Here is a 15,620-nt window from a genome sequence, read left to right as displayed (position 1 = left end):
CTCGCTCTTTTTATTGCGAAAGCGTAGTGCAACGTAGCGGCAGCAATACTCGCCTTTTACTGCGAAAGCGAATACTCGCCCATTATTTACGTTCCAGCATTTTAGCATTACGTTCAAAAACACGCTGTAAATAAAAGCCGTACAATGTTAGTTCTTCATCATAAAAGGATTGTGGACGTACTTCGTTAGCTAAATCATGAAGCAACTGCTGCAAACGAATAACAACAGCCTCAACTGTTAAATCAGGATGAACAAGCTCTGCTAGAGATGCCATCACTTCTGGCACAATTTTAGGATAGGCAAATTTTGTTTGTTCTCCTTGTAAGCTTTCCTGATAAAAATCACGAATCAATGCTGCCCGCTGCGATCCGCTTCCTTCAACACATAAATAGACTTGCACAGCGACACCTTGACGCAAACGTCTTTGCGAAATCCCTGCAAATTTCTTCCCTGCAATACTTAAATCATAGGAGCCAGGGCAATAGGAGCCAACAATTTCATAGGTTTCAATTTTAGCAGTTACTTCTGGAAATAGTTGCTTAATAAGCTCTACCATCACATCATAGCCATCGTTAATACTCAGTGCCTCTATTTGCTCTGATAGCACAATAGAAATGTTAAGCACCCCTCGATCTAGTACAACGGCTAAACCACCAGAATTACGTACAATAGGATGATAGCCTCTAGACTTTAGCAGCTCCATGCCCTGCTGCACATAAGGCAAGCGATGATCTTGAATACCTAGCACAACAGATGCCTCATGCACCCATGTACGAACAGTTGGTGGTGATGCTAATTGCCCGACTAATTGACATAGCGTATCATCCGTTGCAAAGGATTCTAATGGCGAGCGTTGCCTTGCACTAATGGATTGATCGTAATAACGCCAAATCGGCTGCTGTAAAATACTTTTCATAATAGGTACTCCTCTAACCATATCTCTTCTCTTTAGCATACATCATCTATAGTTGTTGTCAAATTCGTGAAATACAGTCATGAACTTAGGGATTTTGCCCAAACTATGATAAACTAACATTTGAATGGTATGCATTTAAAAAGGAGTGTTTGAATAATGAATGAAGCAGCAATTACATTAGATGGTTGGTACGCTTTACATGATTTTCGCTCAATTGACTGGGCTTCATGGAAACTTGTTTCTGCGGAAGAACGTCAAGCAGCAGTAGAGGAATTTATTGCTTACTTAGAAAAATTGAACGAAGCTGATATTGCTAAAACAGGTGCTCACGCCTTTTATGCAATCGTTGGTCAAAAGGCTGACTTTATGATTATGACATTGCGTGAAACAATGGATGAATTACAGGAGCTTGAAGCAGAATTTAACAAATTAGCTATTGCTGATTTTACAATTCCTACATATTCATATGTATCTGTTGTGGAGCTTTCTAACTATTTAGCTGGCGAATCAAATGAAGACCCATACCAAAATCCGCATGTACGTGCTCGCCTATATCCTGAGCTTCCACGTGCGAAATATGTATGCTTCTACCCAATGGATAAACGTCGTCAAGGTGATGATAACTGGTATATGCTATCAATGGACGAGCGTAAATCATTAATGCGTTCTCACGGAATGATTGGCCGCGGCTATGCTGGTAAAGTAAAGCAAATTATTACTGGCTCTGTTGGCTTTGACGATCATGAATGGGGCGTAACATTATTTGCTGATGATGTTCTGCAATTCAAAAAACTAGTATATGAAATGCGCTTTGATGAAGTTTCCGCTCGCTATGGTGAGTTCGGTGAATTTTTCGTTGGTAACCTACTTGATAACGATAAATTGGTTAAATTCCTAACAGTTTAATACTAAAAATAAAATGCGAGCCCTCAACAACGGACTCGCATTTTTAATATTCATTTTCCTCACTCTTCTCGGATTCCAGTATTAAAACAATAATATGAATAAAAAAGCCAAACAGCACCATTAAAAAAATTAGATACCAATCATATGGTTGATGATAATATTCGGCTATGCCCACTGCTAAAAACGCACTAATAGTAATGGCTATAACTATACTTAAAAAACGCATTGTGATACTCCTTCATACATATTTTAATTTTAGTATGGCTTGTTCAATGGTTTATATACTTATGCAATAAAAAGAAAGTGCCACCATTGTTATGATGACACCCTCCTATGAACGTTCGTCCTTTACTTTTAAAATTAAAATAATCGTGTGAATAAAAAGACCCACAACGATGATTAAAATAAAGAGATACCAATGAAGCGGCTGTCCATAAAAATCACCAAGTAAAAATGCTAACACCGCACTTAATAAAATACCGAACCAAACCCCAGTTTCCATGACTGTCACCTCACATGTATTGAATACACATGCAATTCGTTGATCTCATTTTCCCCTATTTATATCTGTTTTTTATTTACCCGCTTTTAATAAAAATTATAGCTTTCCGTACATTTTCATTACTATTACTATATGCGTAGTAGTTTTAAATTGTGAACGGCTTTCTTCATAAAATCGAACATGTCTTCAATACCTACGTGCATATACTGACTGCGAGGAGGTATGAAAATCGCTGTTATTAAGACGAATGATGCACAAACAGCCCTATTAGCAAGGCTTATGCGAGCTGAAGCAGAAGGTGAAGGCGAGCTAGGTATGTTAATGGTCGGGAATGTTGGTGTAAATCGTGTACGGGGGGATTGTTTAGACTTCGGGGATATTCGAACAATTGAGCAGATGGTTTATCAGCGTCCAGGAGGCTTTGAAGCGACACAAAAAAGTTATTTTTATCAACGAGCGCGTGAACAAGATATACGTTTAGCAAAAAGGGTGATTCAAGGAGAACGATTCCATCCTGCCACTCGTTCCTTATGGTTCTTTATGCCAGCAGGTGAATGTCCTGCACAATGGTACGGGCAATGGAATACAGGCAGATTCAAATCTCATTGCTTTTTCTCGCCAACTGAACAAGATTGTCCTCAAATTTAAAAAGAAAGTAGGTTGATGATTAATGATGCCTTATTATTGGACACCAACAACCCAACAGCAAATGACTCCTCCTCCGGTAACAATTCCTAGCGGGCGACCACCCGGCCGTGAGGAGTCCTATATAGAAAATATTTTACGATTGAATCGTGGTAAGCCTGCAACCTTCCATTTTTCCTTTGAAAATGCGGTGGAGCAAGGCAAAAGTACAAAAACGGTGCGTGGCGTAGTAGAAGCTGCTGGCCGAGATCATGTTATTATTCGTGAGCTTAAATCAAATCATCGCTTCCTATTCCCTATGATTTACTTTGACTTTGCGGAATATGATGAGGAAATGGCTTATTTTAATCAAAATCCATCTTAATGGCTCCTACAATCTAGAATTCTTTTGCTTTTACCCGCGAAGTTGAGGTGAATACCCGCGGAATCAGAGCCTTTACTCGCGAATTCAAATCTTTTACCTGCGAAGCCAATTAAGTCAAAAACCCCTCATACGCCTAGCATATAGCGTATGGGGGGTTTAATTATTCATGATTACTTAAGTATATTAATGTCGCTTTCCCTAAAGTTTTAGCAGCTATAAGCATAGCACGTTCATCAAAGTCAAAGCGTGCATGATGATGAGGAAATGCCGTTTCCCATTCTGGCTTTTTTGCCCCTGTTATAAAAAATGTGCCTGGCACTTTTTCTAAATAATAAGCAAAATCTTCACCTACCATAAACGGTGGACATATTTTCACTTGCTCTACGCCTGGTACAGTGGATGCTAGCTGTGTGACAAACGCCGTTTCCTTTGAATGATTATAAACAGGTGGATACCCTCTTGTATAACGATAATCATAGCTTGCACCAAATGCCAGGCAAGTTGCATGCAATACTGCCTCTAGTTCCTGTTCTATTTGTGTGCGCACCTCATCCTCAAAAGTGCGAATTGTGCCTGCTAAAACAACACGTTCAGCAATCACATTAAATGGATTAATAGCTTCAAAATGACCAATTGTTAATACAGCCGACTTTAAAGGGTCAATACGTCGAGAAATAAGCTGCTGTGCACTCACTACAAATTGTGATGCAAGAGTAATAGCATCAATGGAATGGTGTGGCTCTGCACCATGACCGCCCTTTCCATGAATTGTAATTTCCACTTTATCAGCAGCAGCCATAATAGCTCCTTCCCTTACGGAAATTTCTCCTAATGGCGTAGGAGCCCATAAATGTGTGCCAAAAATAGCATCTACACCATCTAAGCAGCCATCCTCTATCATCGGCTTTGCTCCCCCTGGTGCTACCTCTTCCGCATGCTGATGAATAAACACTATATTTCCTGCAATTTCATCCTTCATTGCATTTAATGCCTTGGCTAGCCCTAGTAATGTTGCTGTATGACCATCATGTCCACAGGCATGCATTTTGCCAGCAACCTTTGACTTATAAGGCACATCATTTTCTTCCTGTATTGCTAATGCATCAAAATCAGCTCGTAATGCCACTGTTTTTCCTGGTTTCCCACCATGCAATACAGCTACAACCCCACGTCCACCTACATGCTCACGCACAGCATGACCTAATTCTCTATGAAATGCAGCAATATAAGCAGGTGTTTCTACCTCTTCAAAGGATAATTCAGGATGTTCATGTAAATGGCGGCGAACCCTCACCATCTCATCATAATTTTGATCAATTAATGCAAAGAGTTTATCCACGCTTTGTAACCTCACTTTTTAGATTTTCGAAATATTCCAAATAATACTAACGAATAAAACTCTCTTCCATCACAATGTAAGAGAGTTATCATCTACTATTACCGAGCATGTTTTAAAGCAGCCACTATTATTAGTAGCCAGCCTGCTAAAAACAGCACACCACCAATTGGCGTTATCGCACCTAATACCTTAATGCCACTAATCGCCAATACATATAAGCTACCTGAAAAGAAAACAATACCAAGGTTAAAGAAAATACCAGCTATATTTAATTGTTTAATATTTCCTAATAGCTTCGTACTCATTAATAAGCCAATTACCAATAAGCCAGTCGCATGAAACATTTGATACTGAACGGCTGTTTCCCAAATACCTTGACCATAATCATCTAAAATTTCCTTTAATGCATGTGCACCAAATGCGCCCAATGCTACTGCTAAGAGGCCATGAAGAGCACCTGTTACAATAAACTTTTTCATTTTTTCATTACCCTACCCTTTAAAATGACTTAAAAATCAAAAATGGAATCACCATTCGCGTCATCCTCTTCAATTTTTGATGTGTACAAACTTGAAGGCTTTGTTTCTGACACAAGCATTTGTGGTAAAGGCTTAGATGGTGTTATGGATGCTGTATGATTTGGTGACTCTAACACCACATCACATAAAGCGCGTATCGCTATTAGTGCCTCACGAATTTGCTGATCATTCCCTGCATTTTTTGCACCAGATAATTGTTTTTCAAGTTGTTGTATCACGGCTTGATAAGGAATCATTATATTCTCCCACTTTCTGCTTTTGGTACAAATTTCAAACAGTCCGTACCTGAGGATTGCTTGACGACAACGGATGGTATTTGCTTTGTTTTAAAGCCATATGCAGTGCAGGCACGTGGCGCTTTAGGGTCCCAAGTTACCTTAAAAAACTGACATTTGAAACAATTTACCTTCATCGTTGTCCCTCGCTTTCTTCTATCATAACTGTATCACGCTTTCCGTCATGTATAAAGTAAACGATTTGTGCCAATCTAAGCTAAACACCAATCAATCGGCTGCTTGCCCCAAGCTACTAATTGCTCATTAATTTTCGAGTATGGTTTACTACCAAAAAATCCACGATGAGCACTTAATGGGCTTGGGTGTGGCGCTTCTAATATGACATGCGGTGTTGGATGTTGACGAATTAACGGCTTTTTACGTTGTGCAGGTCTTCCCCATAAAACAAAAATCAGAGGCTCCTCTCTCGCTGCTAATTTATCAATTACGGCATCCGTAAATTGCTCCCAGCCCTGCTCTTTATGAGAATGGGCTTGCCCTGCTCGAACAGTAAGCACCGTGTTTAATAGCATAACACCTTGTTCTGCCCATTTTGTTAATGTGCCATCCTGAGGAACTGGACAGCCCAAATCGTCCCGTAGCTCTTGTAGCATATTTCGTAGGCTAGGTGGATGAGGAATACCTGGCTTCACTGAAAAGCTTAGACCATGTGCCTGATTTGGACCATGGTAAGGGTCTTGTCCTAAAATAACAACCTTTACATCCTGATAAGCCGTTGTATAAAATGCATTCATAACATCGCTCATTGGTGGATAAATAGTTTGTGTTGAATATTCATGTGCAACAAATTGACGTAGTTTTTGATAATATGGCTTTTCTAGCTCTTCTGCCAGTATTGTTTGCCAATCATTCGGGAATATTTGCTTCATCTTTTTATTAGCCCCCTTCTTTTCTTACAACGGTACAAAAAAATAACGATGAATTCAAGCATCAGCTTAAACTGACCTTATAAAAATATTATACTCTGGCTATTTTTATAGAACCAGAATCAGCTTATACTAGATGGTAATTTTCAACTAAAAGGAGATTTTCATATGGCTCTTAAAAAAACATTAACAATTGCTGGTTCGGATACATCAGGCGGCGCAGGGATGCAGGCTGACCTTAAAACATTTCAGGAGCATGGTACATATGGTATGGTGGCATTAACAGTTATCGTAACAATGAACCCGAATGGCTGGACACACAATGTCACACCATTGCCAACTGAACTTTTGCAAAAGCAAATTGATACAGCACTTTCAACAGGTGTTGATGCCATTAAAACAGGGATGCTATCAACAGAGGAGATTATTCGTCTTGCTGGAGAAGCGATTGCTAAATCAGGTACTACAAATGTAGTCATTGACCCTGTGATGGTATGTAAAGGGGATGATGAAGTATTAAACCCCGGTAATACAGATGCAATGATACAGCACCTTCTACCACTAGCAGCTGTGACAACGCCTAACCTTTTTGAGGCTGGGCAATTAGCTGGAACAGGTACGCCTAAAACAATTGATGACATGAAAGCAGCGGCTCGTAAAATTCATGAGCTAGGAGCTAACGCTGTTGTGATTAAAGGTGGAAAAGCATTAGCAACAGAAAAAGCAACAGACCTCTTCTTTGATGGGGAAAAATTCCATTTATTAGAATCTGAAAAAGTTGCTTCTACGTATAATCATGGTGCTGGTTGTACATTTGCCGCTTCTGTCACAGCAAACCTTGCAAATGGTCTTTCAGTAATGGAGGCTGTTGTTGAGGCGAAAGAATTTGTTTCTGCTGCTATTGCACACGGCTGGGCACTTAATGACTATGTTGGTCCTGTTATGCACGGCGCAAAATCTCGCTTTGGTGCTCCTCAAGTAACCATAACGGAAATTTAACAATGAAAGGCATCTAATTATCATGATGCCTTTTTATTGTATTTCAAAAATGGACAAGATACGTTCAACGTGCCTATCCCATATATTAGCTGTATACGGGAGGGGAAAAGATGAAAAAACATAAGTTAGAGGACTTAATCGAGGAATCAGGGTTATTAGCTGGAGATATTACCTCTGCAAAAGTTGAAGTCATTGCTTCCATTGTTTTAACGTTCGGTTATTCATTATCTACCCTCGCCACAATCTTAGCTTTACAGGAAGAGGAAGAATTAGCACAAAGCAAAACGGCTGAAACACAAGACCAAAATTTTTATATACAGGAAATGTATAAGCAGCTACAAAACGTCAACAATCGCTTAGATACGATTGAGCGAAAGCTTTATCGTTTCTAACAAATACATAGCCTTATAAAAAAAAGAGATTCTCCGTCATAAAAGAGAATCTCTTTTTTTTATTATTCGCCCCCAGCTATGTCTTATAGCACATTGAAGGAATATCATCTATTGTACCAAGATAGAAGTTATGTTTTAAATCCCTTCAATCGCCAAAGCCATCAATTGGGAGCAATTACGGTTGTAATACCTTGTCAAACGCGAAGCCATTGCCTGTAATTTAGACAAGCTGCTTCCACATCCCTATATTGATACATTACAATAATTTTTTCAAGAATATTGCTTATATCTTTAGCATAGATATATAGATGATGATTAATTTGTCATTATAAAAGCAATCAATTTCCCTTTCTAAATTTTTTTTACTATACTTATAAGTATAAATAATCGAGAGGAGTGTTAAGATGCAAGAAGTACAAGTAGAAACGTTGCAGGAATTATTAAATTCTTTCGCCAACAAAGACGTTTATATTCATCTTGAGACGACAAACGGTTCTTACGCAGCACACTACGACGAACAATTCTTTAACGCAGGTGCTTTTATTCGCAACGCCAAAATCAATTATGAGCTTGCTAAAGTCGTAGACAAAGCGCCCCATCGTGTTGGTTTAAAATTACCGCATGGCTGGGTTTATGCACAAGGTATTACACACTATGAATTAGATGATTTAGGCCGTTTATTAATGGCTGGATTAGATTACACTGGAAAACTAGCAATTGCGTTAGAAATTAGCGAAACACCATTTACTTATTAAGGGGGATGACTATTTTGGATTTACAACCACAACGTCATATTTTAATTGTTTACCCTCACCCAGACGATGAGGCTTTTTCAGTTGCTGGAACAATCGCCTACTATACAAAAAAGATGAATACACCTGTTACATATGCCTGCTTAACATTAGGCGAGATGGGGCGTAATTTAGGAAATCCACCGTTTGCAACACGCGAATCCTTACCAGAAATTCGCCGCAAAGAATTAGTTGCAGCCGCAGAAGCCATGGGTATTCAAGATTTACGTATGCTCGGCTTCCGAGATAAAACAATTGAATTTGAAGATGATGAAAAAATGGTAAAGCTTGTAGAAGGATTGATTGAGGAGCTTACACCATCTCTTATCTTTACATTTTTACCGGGCTTTGCTGTTCATCCTGACCACGAAGCAACGGCACGTGCTGTTGTTGAGGCTGTACGCCGTATGCCAAAAGCTGCTCGCCCACAAATATTAGCCTGTGCGTTTGCAAACGATACGGTTGAAAAAAATGGTGAGCCACATATTGTCTACGATATTCGTGAAATGAAAATGGACAAAGTAAAAGCATTACAAGCACATGCCTCACAAACTGGCTGGATGATGCAGGAAACTGAAAAACGTATCGATAATGGTGAACCAATGAGTGAAAGCTGGCTAAGTGTTGAAAAATTCTATATTGTCGACCCTGATCAATATACAAACTAAAAAAAGACTCTGTTCTCACGCTTGGGAACAGAGCCTTTTTCATTAGGCAGTTTTTATTCTATTAATCATATGAACAACAAAAGTAATGGAAAAAGCAATTAATAAAAAGAGGAAAAATAAATAATGTGGCACATGGATTCCAATAACACTCACAAGCATTTTTATGCCAATAACACCAATAATAATAAAGGCAGTCGCTTCAAGCTCAGGGATTTTTTCAATAATCATTAAAAATACTCCTGCAATTGTCCTCATCATTAAAATACCCAACATCCCACCAACTAATAGCACCCACACCTGATTAGATACCGCAAAGGCAGCAAATATAGAGTCAATGGAAAAGGCAATATCCATCAGCTCCACTGAAATAACCGTCGCCCAAAATGTCCCGAAAATGCGTACCATCAGCCCTGATTTTTTCATCTCCTTCATCTGATCCTCCTGCCCTATTTGAAGAAAATGAGCGATACAAAGCCACCCTAAATATAAAGCGCCTAGCACTTTAATAAACCAAAACTCTACGAGATACACGCCGATTCCTATAAATAAAAACCTAAAAAAGTAGGCCCCTAGCATACCATACATTAATGCTCGCTTTCGTTGTTTATCTGGTAAATGTTTAACAAGAACGGCTAGGACTAGTGCATTATCCGCTGATAGTAAGCCTTCTATAAGTATTAAGGAAGAAATCAGTCCCCAAGATACAGGGTCTGTTAGCACCTCCTGCCACATCGCCCAATCGAAAAATTGCCTGTATGTAGATAAAATTCCTTGAATAATCTCCAACAGTCACCCTCCTATCGCTAGTCTAGTATATGCTTGACCATACTCGTTATGAGATTTTTTCAAGAAATCGCTTACATCACAAAATAGACACGGAAAATTTAGAATTTACTAAAAATTAATACCAAAAAGCTTATAAAATATGCTATCATAGATAAATGTTTTAAACGTATAACGGAGGATGAATATTATGGAAGTTGCTGATACTAAAACCGTGCAAGTGGAGAATGTCCTTATTGCACATCATTTTTTAAAAGATGTAGTTGTGCATACACCACTACAAAAAAACGACTATTTATCCGAGAAATACGGAGCTAATATTTATTTTAAGCGCGAGGATTTACAACATGTACGCTCCTTTAAGCTTCGTGGAGCCTATTATAAAATCAAAAAAATTGAGGACGAGGCTCGCAAGAATGGCGTTGTATGTGCAAGTGCAGGCAATCATGCCCAAGGCGTAGCTTATGCCTGTGCCCAATTAAAAATTCAAGCTAGCATTTTTATGCCTCAAACGACACCAAAGCAAAAAATAGACCAAGTGCGTATGTTTGGCCGCGAGTATGTGGAAATCATTTTAGCAGGTGATACATTTGATGACTCCGCTGAAAGTGCACAAAGCTATTGTGAAGAGCATGGCAAAATCTTTATTCATCCATTCGATGATTTTGATGTTATTGCTGGTCAAGGAACTGTAGCAGTGGAAATTATGAATGATATGGAGGAGCCAATTGACTATGTATTTGGCAGCATTGGTGGCGGCGGCTTAATGTCAGGTGTTTCTGCCTATGTGAAAAACCTTTCTCCTACTAGTAAAATTGTTGGCGTAGAGCCTGCTGGGGCTGGCAGTATGCAGGCTGCTTTTGCAGAAGGCGGCGCAGTAGCACTTGACTGGATTGATAAGTTTGTTGATGGGGCTGCTGTAAAATGCGTTGGGCATCACACATACAATGTTTGTCGTCGTTATTTAGACGATATTGTGCTTGTCCCTGAAGGAAAAGTCTGTACAACGATTTTAGATTTATATAATAAGCATGCAATTATTGCTGAGCCTGCTGGGGCATTATCAGTAGCAGCACTCGATTTTTACAAAAAGGAAATTAAAGGAAAATCTGTTGTTGTCATTATTAGCGGTGGTAATAATGATATTGGCCGTATGCAGGAAATTAAAGAAAAATCTTTAATTCACGAAGGTTTATTATACTACTTTATTGTTAGCTTCCCTCAGCGTGCAGGGGCACTTCGCCAATTCCTAACAAGCGTGCTTGGACCAAACGATGATATTACAACGTTTGAGTATACAAAGAAAAACAATAAGGAAAGCGGTCCTGCCCTAGTTGGTATCGAGCTCGGCAATCGTGAGGATTATGAAGGCTTACTTGCTCGAATGGACGAATTCGGCTTCAAATACAAAGAAGTTAACAACGACATTCAACTATTTGGCTTACTAGTTTAAAATGAAAAGTCTCACTTCTCAACAGGTGAGGCTTTTTATTTTTGCGTTTATCGCCTAACTTATTAGTTTTATCACCCAACTAATAAGCCACACTATCTGATCGCTACGATAGCTTGCTTATGTGCAGGTATAATATATTTTCTATGTTTATTGCTTCCCACTATTTCAAATTTTAGCTTCTGTAAAAAATAATATGCTGTCTTGCTAGATGAGCTATTAAAAACATCGCAAAATTGTATATTTGATATTTCATTTCCATGTAATAAACGATACTCTTGTAATGCTGTTAAAAATGATTGTTTATCAATTTTTTTGACAATGTGAGCATAATGCCCCCTTCTTTAATTCATGCCTAGCAATAGCAGGGTTCCATGTAGAAGGCTTATGCATCCTCAATAGATAGGCTGCAAGTTCACCCAATTCATGTTCACTCAAATAGATATGAGCAGATTGCTTGAGCAATTATTCTATTTTCTCAAGTAAACCACTCATATGCAAAATAGGCTGCGAGAATAGGCTAGAGGACATCACCATATTTGGGTTTGCAGCAACAACTAAATACTTAATAGGCATAACGCAGCCTTGCTCGTATAAAAGCTTGTGTAAAAATTGAGCATGTCGCTTTACCTGATCAAAAGGATTTCGAAGGCCATCTATTTTCCCATCAACATGTATTCAAATAAATTGATGTTTGTCCTTCATATACTCAACACGACCAACAATGTTTTTAATCTTCATTACTAAGATACAATTTTGTGTTAAAAACAAAGTATCCATTTGATAGATGGATTGAAACTCCATGTCATGTAGTAAAACATAAGGCTACTGTAGATTCATCTCCTGCCACACTTGATCAACGCGCTGTTTTCCTGCATAGCCAGCTCTTGCTCATCTTAGCATTTCCTGAAAATACTCATAGCTAGCATGATTCTTTGGCAATCTTCTTTCAAGTGCTTCTAAGACCAACAGCTTACAAGACTTCTCTCGCTGTTTCACAAACATCATTTCACCTCCTTCCCCAATTGCATGCTTAACAGCAGCTTCTGCTCGATTATCGCCCAATCCCCCCTTTATTTAGCAGCAAAAATATTAAAAACCCCGTAAAAGTTAGATGGATGTCTAACTTTTACGGGGCAGATCAATTGCTCCTCGCCTGTTTTATTTAACCTAGTAAAGCACGGTCTGAATTCATTTTTTCGCCACGAATGTGCTCAAATTCAGCCATTAAATCAGGAATGGTTAATGTATGCTTACGGTCTTCTTCAACTTCCAAAATAATTTGACCTTTATCCATCATAATCAAACGATTGCCTAAATCTAATGCTTGTTGCATATTATGCGTTACCATTAATGTCGTTAGCTGATCTTTGTCGACTAAATACTTTGTAATGCGAGTAATTAACTCTGCACGAGATGGATCAAGTGCCGCTGTATGCTCATCCAGCAATAAAATAGATGGCTTCGTGAATGTTGCCATTAACAACGACAATGCTTGACGCTCACCGCCTGATAGCAAGCCTACCTTTGCTGACAAACGATTTTCAAGGTTTAAGCCAAGCATCTCCAAAGACTCTTTAAAAAATTCTCGACGCTTTTTATCTACACCTCTACGTATTCCTCTATTCTTATTGCGAGAGTATGCCAGTGCTAAATTCTCCTCAATCGTCATCGTCGGTGCTGTACCTGCCATTGGGTCTTGAAAGACACGACCAATATATTGCGAGCGCTTATATTCAGGTAAACCTGTTACATCATTGCCATCAATGGATACTGTACCAAAATCAGGTGTTAAGGCTCCTGAAATCATATTCATCATTGTTGATTTCCCTGCACCATTACTACCAATAATTGTGACAAAATCACCTGGCTGTAAATGTAGATTAATCTCTGCAAGTGCAATTTTTTCATCAGGTGTTCCTTCGTTAAAAACTTTATTAATGCCATGTAATTTAAGCAAGGCCTTTCCCTCCCTGCTCTACTGCCTTAACCTGTGCAAGCTCTGCCGCACGTTTAGCTTTCCGCTTACGCTCTTTGCCCTTATTAATAAACTGCGGTAAAATAAGCGCTAAAATAACGATAATCGCTGTAATTAACTTCATATCTCCTGAATCAAGGAAATCTACACGCAATGCTAGTGCTAAAATAATACGGTAAATAATAGCACCTGCAATTACAGCAAACGTTGTGCGGATAATTGTCTTTGTGCCAAAAATAGCTTCCCCAATAATAACAGATGCAAGACCAATAACAATCATACCAATCCCCATACTAACATCTGAGAACTTTGAATATTGTGCGATTAAAGCTCCAGAAAATGCGACAAGTGCATTGGAAAGTCCTAGCCCTAAAATAATAAGTGTATCTGTATTTGCTGAGAAGCTGCGAATCATTCGCTTATTATCACCAGTTGCTCGGATAGCTAGCCCGACCTCTGTTTTTAAGAACCAATCTGCTAATAACTTAATAACAATTGTAATGAGTAATACGATGATCATTACGCTCCATGTAGCTGGTACTTTTTGAAGACCAATGCTTGTTAATAAATTATTAAGAGCAGTGTCGATGCCTAAGTTACTCCAAAATGCTTGAAACTTAGAAAATATTGTTTCTGAATTTAACAATGGAATATTCGGACGACCTATCGTATTTTCTGCAGTTAACCCCATAATTCGTAGGTTAATAGAATATAAAGCAATCATCATTAAAATCCCTGATAATAGCGGGTTAATCTTCCCTTTTGTGTGAAGAATTCCTGTCATACATCCAGCAATAAATCCAGCAACAATTGCCACCAAAGTTGCTAAGACGGGATGGTAGCCAAGCAGAACCATTGTTGCTGCTGTAGCCGCCCCTGTTACAAAGCTTCCATCAACGGTTAAGTCTGGAAAATCTAACACTCGAAACGTTAAATATACACCAAGTGCCATAATTGCATAGATGATTCCTTGCTCCACTGCGCCAAATAATGCTAAAAACATTGTTGAATCATCTCCTAAATTTCTTGTATTCATCCTGTTGTTAAATGAAGATAAAGCGGAGAAGTTTCCTCCGCTTTGCTTTTTACTTATTCTAAAATTTCCGCACCCCAAGAATCTTGAATTTCGATACCTAGGTCATCCGCTACTTTTTTATTAATTAATAGCTTTAAGTTTTGTGGATATTGTGCAGGTGTATCAGCAGGTGTTGCTTCACCCTTCAAAATTTTCACAGCCATTTGTCCTGCTTCATAGCCAATATCGAAATATTCAAAGCCATAAGCAGCTAAGCCACCACGTGCAACAGAGTCTAATTCTCCTACAATCAGCGGTAATTTATTTGTATTAGCAACATCAATAACAGATTCTAAAGCAGAAACAACTGTGTTATCTGTAATAATATAGAAAGCATCTACTTTACCAATTAACGATTCTGTAGCCTGCTTAACATCCGCTGAAGTAGCTGCTGATGCTTCTTCTACTGTTAAGCCTTGCTCATCCATCACCTTTTTCACTTCCGTTACTTGTGCAACAGAGTTTTGTTCACCAGCATTGTAAACCATACCTACTTTTTCCGCGCCAAGCTCTTTGAAGAATGCTACTGTTTTAGCAATTGTTTCAGGATGTAAATCAATTGTACCTGTCACATTTTTCCCTGGCTTCTCCATTGATTCAATTAGCTCTGCGCCAATAGCATCTGTAACAGATGTAAAAATAATTGGAATATCACTTGTAGCTGTTGCTGCTGCTTGAGCAGAAGGTGTAGAGTTTGCAAAAATTAAATCAACATCTGCTCCTACTAAATTGTTTGCAATAGTAGAGTTAAGGCTGTTATCACCTTGTGCAATTTGTGCATCATACTCAACCTTTAAGCCGGCATCATCAATCGCCTTTTTAAAACCTTCTGTTGCAGCATTTAATGATGGATGCTCTACAATTTGTGTAATCCCGATTTTATATGTTGTTTCTGCTGCTTTCTCACTTTCACTTGCGTTATTTTTTTCATCTCCACTTGAATCAGATGAACCAGAGCCACCATTGCCACATGCAGCTAATAGTAAAACTAATCCAAACAATAGGAATGAAAACTTTTTCATATTGCTTTTCACAAATAATCCCCCCGACTATCTCTCAAATATCTATCACACTTTATCTAAACAAAGTGTGAATGTATCGCTATATTATC

At 38.6% G+C, this 15,620-nt stretch carries 21 protein-coding genes; 8 read left to right on the top strand and 13 right to left on the bottom strand.

Annotation, left to right across the window (positions count from 1 at the left end; genetic code table 11):
- Positions 1–82: 82 nt before the first annotated feature.
- Positions 83–916 carry an octanoyl-[GcvH]:protein N-octanoyltransferase gene (lipL, locus tag ACIQVU_RS12225; protein WP_402895733.1) on the bottom strand — a complete coding sequence of 278 codons (834 nt, stop codon included), beginning with the start codon at positions 914–916 and terminating at the stop codon, positions 83–85.
- 156 nt (positions 917–1,072) lie between these two features.
- Between lipL and hemQ the strand changes: the two genes are divergently transcribed.
- Positions 1,073–1,822, top strand: coding sequence for a hydrogen peroxide-dependent heme synthase (hemQ, locus tag ACIQVU_RS12220; RefSeq protein ID WP_340804221.1), 750 nt, complete (start codon positions 1,073–1,075; stop codon positions 1,820–1,822).
- 43 nt (positions 1,823–1,865) lie between these two features.
- Here hemQ and ACIQVU_RS12215 read toward each other — a convergent pair whose 3' ends face one another.
- Together ACIQVU_RS12215 and ACIQVU_RS12210 are read right to left on the bottom strand one after the other, a co-directional pair.
- Entirely contained in the window at positions 1,866–2,048 is a 183-nt protein-coding gene (locus tag ACIQVU_RS12215; protein ID WP_340804220.1) for a hypothetical protein, read from the bottom strand.
- 105 nt (positions 2,049–2,153) lie between these two features.
- Positions 2,154–2,324, bottom strand: coding sequence for a hypothetical protein (locus tag ACIQVU_RS12210; RefSeq protein ID WP_340804219.1), 171 nt, complete (start codon positions 2,322–2,324; stop codon positions 2,154–2,156).
- A gap of 222 nt (positions 2,325–2,546) precedes the next feature.
- On the opposite strand from ACIQVU_RS12210, the gene ACIQVU_RS12205 reads away from it, so the two are divergent.
- The gene (locus ACIQVU_RS12205) at positions 2,547–2,972 is read left to right on the top strand and encodes a cell wall hydrolase (protein ID WP_340804218.1); all 426 of its coding nucleotides are present in this window, start codon (positions 2,547–2,549) and stop codon (positions 2,970–2,972) included.
- Between the two features lie 22 nt (positions 2,973–2,994).
- Complete coding sequence (gene gerQ / locus ACIQVU_RS12200) at positions 2,995–3,333, top strand: spore coat protein GerQ (RefSeq protein ID WP_053993174.1); 339 nt, start codon at positions 2,995–2,997, stop codon at positions 3,331–3,333.
- Positions 3,334–3,493: 160 nt separating this feature from the next.
- Here gerQ and ACIQVU_RS12195 read toward each other — a convergent pair whose 3' ends face one another.
- The 5 genes from ACIQVU_RS12195 to ACIQVU_RS12175 form a co-directional block, all read right to left on the bottom strand.
- A complete protein-coding gene (locus tag ACIQVU_RS12195; protein ID WP_340804215.1) occupies positions 3,494–4,672 on the bottom strand; it encodes an amidohydrolase in 1,179 nt (392 codons plus the stop codon).
- A 98-nt stretch (positions 4,673–4,770) separates the two neighbouring features.
- The gene (locus ACIQVU_RS12190; RefSeq protein WP_340804214.1) at positions 4,771–5,151 is read right to left on the bottom strand and encodes a DUF423 domain-containing protein; all 381 of its coding nucleotides are present in this window, start codon (positions 5,149–5,151) and stop codon (positions 4,771–4,773) included.
- Between the two features lie 29 nt (positions 5,152–5,180).
- A complete protein-coding gene (locus ACIQVU_RS12185; protein WP_340804213.1) occupies positions 5,181–5,447 on the bottom strand; it encodes a YwdI family protein in 267 nt (88 codons plus the stop codon).
- Positions 5,447–5,623: a uracil-DNA glycosylase gene (locus tag ACIQVU_RS12180; protein WP_340804212.1), complete on the bottom strand. Its 177-nt coding sequence runs from the start codon at positions 5,621–5,623 to the stop codon at positions 5,447–5,449. The genes ACIQVU_RS12185 and ACIQVU_RS12180 overlap by 1 nt, the downstream gene beginning before the upstream one ends.
- A 75-nt stretch (positions 5,624–5,698) precedes the next feature.
- Entirely contained in the window at positions 5,699–6,376 is a 678-nt protein-coding gene (locus ACIQVU_RS12175; protein WP_340804211.1) for a uracil-DNA glycosylase, read from the bottom strand.
- Between the two features lie 165 nt (positions 6,377–6,541).
- On the opposite strand from ACIQVU_RS12175, the gene thiD reads away from it, so the two are divergent.
- The 4 genes from thiD to bshB2 all read left to right on the top strand — a co-directional run bounded on the left by thiD (position 6,542) and on the right by bshB2 (position 9,223).
- Complete coding sequence (gene thiD, locus ACIQVU_RS12170) at positions 6,542–7,372, top strand: bifunctional hydroxymethylpyrimidine kinase/phosphomethylpyrimidine kinase (RefSeq protein ID WP_340804209.1); 831 nt, start codon at positions 6,542–6,544, stop codon at positions 7,370–7,372.
- 110 nt (positions 7,373–7,482) lie between these two features.
- Entirely contained in the window at positions 7,483–7,764 is a 282-nt protein-coding gene (locus ACIQVU_RS12165; protein WP_340804208.1) for a hypothetical protein, read from the top strand.
- Between the two features lie 404 nt (positions 7,765–8,168).
- Complete coding sequence (locus ACIQVU_RS12160; protein ID WP_340804205.1) at positions 8,169–8,519, top strand: YojF family protein; 351 nt, start codon at positions 8,169–8,171, stop codon at positions 8,517–8,519.
- 14 nt (positions 8,520–8,533) lie between these two features.
- On the top strand, positions 8,534–9,223 hold the full coding sequence (gene bshB2, locus ACIQVU_RS12155; protein WP_340804204.1) for a bacillithiol biosynthesis deacetylase BshB2: 690 nt from the start codon (positions 8,534–8,536) through the stop codon (positions 9,221–9,223).
- A gap of 42 nt (positions 9,224–9,265) precedes the next feature.
- Here the strand turns inward: bshB2 and ACIQVU_RS12150 are convergent, their stop codons facing one another.
- Positions 9,266–10,009 (bottom strand): TerC family protein, encoded by a 744-nt coding sequence (locus ACIQVU_RS12150; protein ID WP_340804203.1) that lies wholly within the window; start codon positions 10,007–10,009, stop codon positions 9,266–9,268.
- A gap of 187 nt (positions 10,010–10,196) precedes the next feature.
- Here ACIQVU_RS12150 and ilvA point away from each other — a divergent pair, with 187 nt between their 5' ends.
- The gene (ilvA, locus tag ACIQVU_RS12145; RefSeq protein WP_340804201.1) at positions 10,197–11,459 is read left to right on the top strand and encodes a threonine ammonia-lyase IlvA; all 1,263 of its coding nucleotides are present in this window, start codon (positions 10,197–10,199) and stop codon (positions 11,457–11,459) included.
- Positions 11,460–12,347: 888 nt separating this feature from the next.
- On the opposite strand, the gene ACIQVU_RS12140 is transcribed toward ilvA, so the two are convergent.
- The 4 genes from ACIQVU_RS12140 to ACIQVU_RS12125 all read right to left on the bottom strand — a co-directional run bounded on the left by ACIQVU_RS12140 (position 12,348) and on the right by ACIQVU_RS12125 (position 15,543).
- On the bottom strand, positions 12,348–12,521 hold the full coding sequence (locus ACIQVU_RS12140) for a hypothetical protein (protein WP_340804200.1): 174 nt from the start codon (positions 12,519–12,521) through the stop codon (positions 12,348–12,350).
- Between the two features lie 100 nt (positions 12,522–12,621).
- Positions 12,622–13,416, bottom strand: a complete 795-nt coding sequence (locus ACIQVU_RS12135) for an ABC transporter ATP-binding protein (protein WP_402895723.1) — start codon at positions 13,414–13,416, stop codon at positions 12,622–12,624.
- Positions 13,409–14,437, bottom strand: a complete 1,029-nt coding sequence (locus tag ACIQVU_RS12130; protein ID WP_340808511.1) for an ABC transporter permease — start codon at positions 14,435–14,437, stop codon at positions 13,409–13,411. Before ACIQVU_RS12130 ends, ACIQVU_RS12135 begins: the two co-directional genes overlap by 8 nt.
- A gap of 86 nt (positions 14,438–14,523) precedes the next feature.
- Positions 14,524–15,543, bottom strand: a complete 1,020-nt coding sequence (locus ACIQVU_RS12125) for an ABC transporter substrate-binding protein (RefSeq protein ID WP_340804198.1) — start codon at positions 15,541–15,543, stop codon at positions 14,524–14,526.
- Between the last annotated feature and the right edge of the window lie 77 nt (positions 15,544–15,620).

Source organism: Lysinibacillus sp. NPDC098008, from assembly GCF_044760715.1.
Lineage (GTDB): Bacteria > Bacillota > Bacilli > Bacillales_A > Planococcaceae > Lysinibacillus.
Note: the sequence above shows the minus strand (reverse complement) of the source record. Positions and strands in the feature narration are given on the sequence as shown.